Source organism: Moorena sp. SIO4E2, from assembly GCF_010671945.1.
Classification (GTDB): domain Bacteria; phylum Cyanobacteriota; class Cyanobacteriia; order Cyanobacteriales; family Coleofasciculaceae; genus Moorena; species Moorena producens.
Genome location: NZ_JAAHIE010000329.1, coordinates 1 through 8,442, shown reverse-complemented (window position 1 = coordinate 8,442; position 8,442 = coordinate 1). Strand labels below are relative to the sequence as shown.

The window sequence follows — 8,442 nt, the reverse complement described above, 5'->3', positions numbered from 1 at the left end:
TAACTTCGGGCTTTACTACTGATTTCCTTGACCAGTGAATCATCGCGCTGTTGTTCTAGCAAAAATTTCTTGAAGAAGACTTGATGCTGACCATCTAACCTTAATTCAGGAGAAACAAAGGAATAGCGTTTGTATAGCTCTTGTCCTCGACTCTGTAAGTCTGGAGTATTCAGCATGCTCTGCAAAAATTCAGAATCAAAGCGGCGCATCATGGCGAGGAGATAAACTGCTCGCAAATCTTCTTCGGTATCTTGAAAATTACTAAAGTGAGTCAGAAAGCGTTCGCAAGCTGTTGCCACAATTTCAGCGTGAGAATCTCCCTGTTCAGAAACAATATCATTAACGGGAATTCCTTCACGCCACATCGTTGCGGCTAGATTAACCACTAAGGGAATGCCACGGCTGATTCTATCAATTTGCTTGACATCCTCATCTGCAATATTTAGCTCAATACTTCGCTTTCGGAAAAATTCCTGGAAATATTTCTCGGTCTGATCTGAAGAAAATTTACTTAGGGAATAGCTAATCACATTGTCATCGCCAAAGGTCTGTCGATAACCTCGAAAATATACTCCAGAAGTAAATTGACCTAAAGAATTAGCTGCTTCGTAGCGAACATCTTTATCTTCTTCGTTATTATTTAATACTCCTGTTAGTAAGTCAACAGCGCGTTGGTTATCTAGCTTACCAAGAGCTTTCACTACTTCAATTTTGCTGATTGAGCTACTGGACTTGTCATCCTGAAGCTCTCCCTTTTGTAAAAAATTATTAGCATAACGAAAAGCAAAGTAATCCCGGAGTAGTAGATGTCGAAAACAATAAACCTGTTTTTCAGAAGTCTCAAATAATAATTGGATAGTTCTAGCTAAGCGAGTAAAAGCATGTCTCTGTTCCAGTTGAGGGATAACTTTAGAAAAAATTGGCTCTTCTATTTTAGTATTATCGGGTTCTGAATCACTCATCATCACTACCGCAATTGCCCCTAGCTTTTCCTTGAGTTCCTCTGCGGAAGAGCATGGTAGGTTTTGTTGAGTTCTGTTTTCTTTTTTATCCTTTTCTCTACTAAACCCTTGTTCGATAAATCTGTCAAACAATTGTTCGTGAGTGCTAACTCTTGAAAACTGTTTGACTTCGCCGTCGCTCTCTTGATTTTGGTAGGTCGAAATTAATGTATATAAAAGAAATGGCGTGCGAACCATCTTGAGTAAATCTGGACTATTATCCAGTAGATTCCAGAGTCTTGCCCCTTGTTGATTATCCTTAAAAATAGAGTTAGACGTGACATACTGTTTAATTTCTGCTTCACTCAAACGATTGAGGACTACTGCACCATTTAACTTGAGTGGATTGTTATTATCATTACCCGTTATCTCTTCATAATCTCTACGGCGACAGCTAATCACCATCGGAACTTGCTGGAAACCATCAAGAGAGTTTAAAGTCTCAATAAATTGAGCACGATAGTCTTCACGAGGGGCATTTGGATCTTGTGGTTTTTGAGATACATTTAACGGAAGTTCATCTAATCCATCAAGTAGTAACAATACTTTTTTTTCTCGAATTTGTTTTTGTAGAAAATCTTTGTTTATAAATTCTTCGTTTTGGTTTGTTTGCTTGGCTAACCAGTGAATGATACTCTCTTGACTTATTTCTTTTCGATCATTATAAATTTCAGTCCAGGTGTAAATTTCCGCAAAAATTGGCAACAATGACCTTTGAGTCTTAAGTCGCTCTTCTACCTTTTGGATAGCAAATTTAATCATTGAGATGCTTTTACCGCCCCCTGGCTCACCAAGAAGTAATAATCGACTATTGTATTTATGGAAACTCTCATCTAAACCAGTAAAGCTTAATTTACTGGAGATTACTTCCTTACCTATAGCCTTGGGATTATCTTCATAAGTACGCTCAAAGGGATAAATTTCAAAAGATTTTTTGGTTAATTTTTCCTTAAGAGACTGGTGTAATTCTTGCAAATAGTTGCTGACTATATTTTTAGATACCATAGTTTTGGTTATTTTAAAATAAGGGTTGTTTTGTGCCATTGTATGGCTAAACTATAGATGCCACCCTGTTCTTTAAAACCCAACTACTATGATTTGGGGTTATTCTGGGGAACTAAAATTCCATCAATATAATCTCTGAAAGGGTAAGATAAAATAGAGTTGGGACTTAGTTCCTCGAAAATGCCTAAAGCAAGAGCTAACAGTAGGATTTATAACTAGCTTTTGCTGCCTCTCGATCTTCTGCCAGTTCTTCAGGAGTCATTTTCTGGAGTGCTTTTTCATAATAAGCCTGATTAGGTTTCCCTGTATTAATCACACTTTGAAGTAATGGAGAACGTTCACCCTCTGGATAACGAGCTTTCATGTACTCTGTATAACTTGGCATCTGTGACCTTGTGGCACATTCTAAGGAATAAGCCAGTATATCTCTGCGCCCGTGATATTTATCATTAATATCCCCTAGTTTTTCTCCAATCAAGTCTATTTGCTCGTCCTTAGCACCAGCAGCAGCAGCGACCGCTAGAACTATAGCAGTACGTTCCTGGAAGGAGGCACAAGCACCACCAACACAAAATCCGGCGTGTGCATCATTTGCTCTGCCATCAAGTGCCACTGTTCCTCTGCCAATCATCGGTATTTTTCTAGTTTCTCCATTAGGAGTTTTGAACGTAACAGAACCGAAAAAATTAACACCATCTTCTATGAAGGGTTCGAGGGAACTTTCTATAGTAAGAGGTTGCCGTGGCTGGTTATCAAGGATTAATTCTACGTCAACGCTTTTTGTTGATACATCCTCTGTTTTAGTTCTATCCCCATCAGGATCGGCGTAGGCATTGCCAGTTTCAATAAACTTGATATCTAAGATTTTATTATTAAATCTAATTCCAATCGCTTGCAAGGCATCAACTTGTGTGTCTGGATCAGATAGCTTACTGATTATTTCTGATATAGTTACCTGTTTCCAGTCTAGAGTTGTGTAGGGATTACCTTCTCTGGCTCTAATTGGATACTCCATATTGGGTATTAGTTCATTACATAAGTTTACTCTAGTATAGAGAATAGGTTAATTACTTTTTGTGCTTAATTTTACGTTAGTTATTATTTGTTTAAAACATCTTAGCTTTTAAAAATTTACCCAATTATCCCTTGTCCGAGTATCGCTCCAAAGCTTGTGCGGCAGGTTTGTAGCCACCCGTTTTTTTATCTATATCCTTGAGAGCCTTTTGGACAGCCTCTCTAACGTCAGATATAGCATCATTACGCCACCTATCCACAAGGATTGTTTGCACCAATTGGGTTTTATCTAATTGCTGGTTTGAAATATTTAAATTACCTAATGCTTCGATTACAGACACCCGTGCTACCCAATCTCCCTCTTCTAAATCTTTTAGTTTTTGAATAAGTGGCTCTAAGGCATCGCTATCTCCATGTTTACCTAGAGCCTTAGCGATCGCTACACATTCATCTGGGTCTTTGTTAGTCTTGTTATTATTGAGTTTATCAATAAGCTCACTTACAGACATATTCTCAAAATTGACCGATTGCAACGGATTATGGTCTGTTAAAAACTTGGAATGAGTAATTTTTTCTGCTAACAGTTTTTCCGCCTCTTTTGGATAAACTAGCTTTAAGTAATTAAATGCATTTAGTCTATCTTCACTAGTTGAACGATTAGAATCTATAATATATTTTTTTAATGCCTCCTTGGCAGCATTACGGACATTACTAAATTTATCTTGTCTAATAGCTTGGTATAAGACATCTATCCCTACGGGAGGGATTAATTTCCCCAAAGCTTGTGCTGCTTGCAGACGCACAAAACTATCATTATCCCCCAAAGTGTTAAGTAGAGCCTGAATTGCCTGATTATGATTGGCAGTGGCTGTTCCGATCTCCCCAAGGGCTGCTGCTGCTGTTGCTCGGATATCAGGTTCTTGATTGGTGTCTTGGAGCAAGTTAACCAGTGTTATCACAGCTTCTGAAGCTTGTAACTTCCCTAGTTTATGAATAATACGCTCTCGTTCATTAATATCATCGGAACTGTTGAAATCTCTAATTAGTATTATGGGATCCGTTTCTTTTAATTCTTCTTCTTGTTCAGAGCTTATTTTTCCTGCTAATATCAGAGACCAGTGAAGTTTTTTACGAATAGTTTTATCTAAATTTACTCGTTTAAAATATGAATACTCTGTTGCGCGATAGATCTTGCGTCCTGCATTACTAGCGGCCTCACGAACTTGCTTCATGTAGTCATTACGCATTGCGTCAATTAAAGGTTCAACTGCCTCTAAGACCTTGGCTATATCTACCTGCTCGTTAGGCATATAACCTAGCTCACGAGCAGCCGCTTCACGCACGTATCGATCTTTTGATTGATCCAAATTGAGGAAACGAATAAGTTGCGGTACTTCCAGGGCATTTAAACGCCCTAAAGCCCTGATAGCTACTGCCACAATATCGGGATCGTTATCTGCCAAGGCTGTAGTTAGGGCTTCTTTGGCTGCTTCGTTTCTCCAGATATTATCTGCTAAATTTGACCGTCCAGCAATTACCCACACAACCTGACCGCCACCATGTTTCATCACCTTGCGCAAAACAGAATCACACTCGATTCGATCAACCAGTTCGTAAGTGTCAAAAAAAATTAGCAATGGCTTTTTATCAGCTATTTCCGCAATCCCTGCCCCCAAAGCCTCGGCTAACCTTTCGTCTGAATTTCTGTAAACATCCAATTCGTCTTTTGTCAAATCAAGTCGCACTGCTTGGTTCGTTCTTTCCTGTTCTTCCTCCACTTGTTTAATTTTTTCTATAGCTGTTTTCAAGAGACTGTGAGTTTCACTGTACTCTTGAAAGTAGTCTTTCCATTCTTCCTGCTGAAGGAATTTCTGATAAATAGCCTCCAGCATAGTAGCTGGCTTAATAGCATCATGGTCTACTTGAAGAGCAATATAGTGTTCTCGTTCTTTCTCCCAATCCATGAATAAAGTATTAAAGCAATTTTGAAAGTCTCCCTCTCGACTGATGTGATACAATCGTTGCAACAGGGTCGTTTTACCGATACCACCAAAACCATGAAGTAGAAAAATTTTTGGATCTTCTTCCGACGTGGAGGCTGGAGCAACCAAAGAGTTTAAGACATTTCGGAAACGTTCCTGTTGTTCATCTCGTCCTAAAAAAATTTTATTCATTCGCTAACTCCTCAAAGTTATCAACAGTATTAACTATGGCAATCGTCAAGTATTGTGAATTATATTGATGCAATCACATCAATCACAGTTACAGGATTCAAGTTTTTCGACAAGGTGAGGGATAAGACGAGCATTAACTTCCAGACTGGTATTCTTTAAAGTCAATGTTGGAATAATTCCTTGATATTTTTCTTGATCATCAAGGTTTTTTTCAAGATTGTCTGTAAACATTTGCTTTGAACGGGATAGCCATTGCTTCCTCCAGTTGTCATACCAGCCTACATGGCGACCAAACTCTTTTTCAGGATCATTTAAATTAGTGCATTTTTCTTCCCAAATCTTTTTCTGGACAGTAAAACCAAAACAGTTATTGCTGTATTGTTGCCAGAGTTTATCGATGTGACATAAGACATCACAGGGACAGTTTTGAATATCGCTTGCCTTCCAAGAGTATTTTGAAGTACCAGGAACTTGATTCATAATAGCAAATGTTTCTTCATTAGCTTCTACCCATCTTTGATTTTCAAGAAGATAGTTTAATAATTTATATTTTTCTGGGTTTAGTTGTTGAGTTAATTGGTCAGGTGGGTCTTGTGGTTCTATAGGTTTTTGTTCATGATTAGGGGGAGTACTACCATTTTCTGGCTCATCTGTAGGACTCTGAACATATTGTCGATAAATAATTTGTAAGTTTTCATTTCCAGAATTATAATTGTATACATTATCAATTAGTTTCTTTAATTCCCCTCTACTCTCTGCTTTAGTAATTAAATCTTGAAGAATGTTTGTGTATAATTTTTTATTTTTAATTATATCTAAATAGCTATGATTGAAATCATAATCATACAAAATTATTTCCCACTCATCTTGGTTTATAACAGCGCTCATTAAAGCTTCTCGTATTTCCCGGCGTTCAGGACCAGATAACTCAGACATTCATGCATAAATTTATAAATCATTCAAGAATTTAATTCAGAAGGATTAAACAAAGGGATAATGATATTATAGAGAATCAGCAATAGCGAACCATAGACTGGACGGTAAAATCCCAAGGATGAAAATGGCTCTCCCAGAGCAAATACCCAAACGACAAATGCTCCAGTGGAAACTACTATTTGGGTAACAGCTGGTGGCTTATTGGACTCTGATGTTAACTTTAATATCCAAAAAGGAGTTACAAATACCAAGAATATAAATACTACCCATATTAGATTAATCGGAACATCATTAGCACTTGTTAGCACTCCTTTGATAGCTATCCAAGCCCCAAGAATTTCCGAGGGAATATATTTGATCAGCCGATCAAAATAGCCATCAATCTTTGCCCTGCTCTTAGCTTCAAATTGGGTGGTAATAATTCGACGACCCATGTCAAGTATTAATTCTCCTTACTAGAGATAGGATTGAATTTCCTGATAGATGCAACTAAATAAAATTCCTTCCCGGATAGTACCAAACGATCTAGCTCGCTGAGCGTGATGCAAAGCTACTAGGGTACCATCTTCATCAAAACATGGGGCACCACTAGACCCCAAGGCAGTTTTGTTGACATATTGAACTAGTCCCCTCTCGGGATAAACTCCGGTGATCCCATCACGAGTGATAGAGAGTTTCATTGATGCACCTTCGGGATGCTGAAAAAGATTAATTCCCATCCCTTTAACAGGAAGATGATTAGGCTCCCAACGAGCAGGTTTACTATCATTGGATGGAGGACTAGTTTCTGCCACTTGTAGCAAAACGTAATCTAGTTTGTTGGTAGGACTGGAATGTAAAATCGGTTGCTGTCTGTCTAATTTAACGACCTGTCCCTCGGTTTCATTTCCCAAATCAGAGCTAAAACAGCCAAAACGCAAGACAGCATTGAGAGCATTGATGTGGATATCCGCGTTTTCATCTGGATTCAGAACATGGTAATTAGTCAAAACTAGCCTGTTGGCAATCAAAACACCAGTCCCTTCAATGCCCTGTGGGTTAATTTCAATCCGACATACAGAGCTTGCTTGTGCTATCGCTCGTTTCAGGTAGCCAACATCCCAAAAATCTGGTTCCGGTTGCCAGAAACCTTGGAGTTGTAACTCTTCCGTTGCTCCAAGCCACTCAATAGCCGGGCCAATATCCCTGATAGTATTTACTGGGGGGAGATGAATCCTAAACCTCTGCTGAAAAATGGTTTGATAAAACTCTTTTAATTCTGGATTACCTGGATTAGTCCCATAGGCTGCGATAATTAAGGGTTCTAATTTACCTCTTGACTCAGCCCATTTAATCAAACTAAAAACAAGGTGAGTAAGGTTCTCTCCCCCAGCTATGGCATTTAATTTTTCTTCTAACTCATCATCAACCATCATCGCTAAGTCATCTTTGGTGGGATAAGCACTGATAATGGCTTCGCGTAATTGCCTGCGTTGAGAACCAGTTAAATCTCTCATTAATTAAAGTGATAGCTATATCATCTACCACATAACAATGTAACAACTTTATTTTTCTGATAACAATCTCAGCAGATAAAATATCAGGTTAGTGAGGATAATCGTGGATTAACCTTGGCCGGAGGCATTCCCGAAGAGTAGAGAATCATCTTCTTGGCGGGGAACTCTAAAAGCAGTATTCATAGTGAATTATACCAGCTCAACACCCCCAAATCAGATAGCGGCGGATATTTAGCATTTACAAATAGGTCATGAACAATATTGCTGATTTTTCAGAGCATTAAAAACTATTCGGAGCTCTTTACTAGTGTTACTTGTAACCGGTTTACTGTTCCTTTTCTTTATCCATCCTAGTTTTACATCTGATTTGTAAAGTCCCCTAATGTAGTGATAGCGATCGCAAACATTGGTCAGGTACCTCCTCCTGGGTTAATGGGAGTAGGGAGTAGGGAGTAGGGATAGGGGTAAGACCATTGAAGGTACCTCTTAAGTATGAGAAACGCTCTACATTTATAGAATGTTAGATAATTGCCTGGCTTGACAGTACCCTTTCGGGTACCTTCTCAAAGGGAGGTTGCTGATGGTTTGGGGGCTGTGTGGGTCACTTGCATCTACAGCTTGAAAGCCCCACCGAATTGAGAACTGCTATATATAGTAAGGAAAACCCTAAGGGTAGCTGGGCAAGGCTTGTCAAAGCTTAATCAACCATAAAGTTTTCAGACTTCTGTCACCTTCTAGACTAAGGCAGTGGGAGAATAGAGTTATCACCAGCTAAACCATTCAAAACCCTTAAAAACCCAACTATGGCTAAAACCG

General features: G+C 38.7%; 6 protein-coding genes. All 6 read right to left on the bottom strand.

What is annotated here, in order from left to right:
* Nucleotides 1-2,006 (bottom strand): NACHT domain-containing protein (locus tag F6K37_RS25960; protein WP_287253157.1); only part of this gene is annotated, 2,006 nt, incomplete at its 3' end.
* A gap of 196 nt (nucleotides 2,007-2,202) precedes the next feature.
* Nucleotides 2,203-3,021 (bottom strand): hypothetical protein, encoded by an 819-nt coding sequence (locus F6K37_RS25955; protein ID WP_287253155.1) that lies wholly within the window; start codon nucleotides 3,019-3,021, stop codon nucleotides 2,203-2,205.
* A gap of 124 nt (nucleotides 3,022-3,145) precedes the next feature.
* Nucleotides 3,146-5,194 carry a HEAT repeat domain-containing protein gene (locus F6K37_RS25950; protein ID WP_287253152.1) on the bottom strand — a complete coding sequence of 683 codons (2,049 nt, stop codon included), beginning with the start codon at nucleotides 5,192-5,194 and terminating at the stop codon, nucleotides 3,146-3,148.
* Nucleotides 5,195-5,272: 78 nt separating this feature from the next.
* Nucleotides 5,273-6,130, bottom strand: a complete 858-nt coding sequence (locus F6K37_RS25945) for a GUN4 domain-containing protein (protein ID WP_287253150.1) — start codon at nucleotides 6,128-6,130, stop codon at nucleotides 5,273-5,275.
* A gap of 23 nt (nucleotides 6,131-6,153) precedes the next feature.
* On the bottom strand, nucleotides 6,154-6,564 hold the full coding sequence (locus F6K37_RS25940; protein WP_287253148.1) for a hypothetical protein: 411 nt from the start codon (nucleotides 6,562-6,564) through the stop codon (nucleotides 6,154-6,156).
* A gap of 21 nt (nucleotides 6,565-6,585) precedes the next feature.
* Entirely contained in the window at nucleotides 6,586-7,626 is a 1,041-nt protein-coding gene (locus F6K37_RS25935; RefSeq protein ID WP_287253145.1) for an effector-associated domain EAD1-containing protein, read from the bottom strand.
* Nucleotides 7,627-8,442 lie beyond the last annotated feature (816 nt).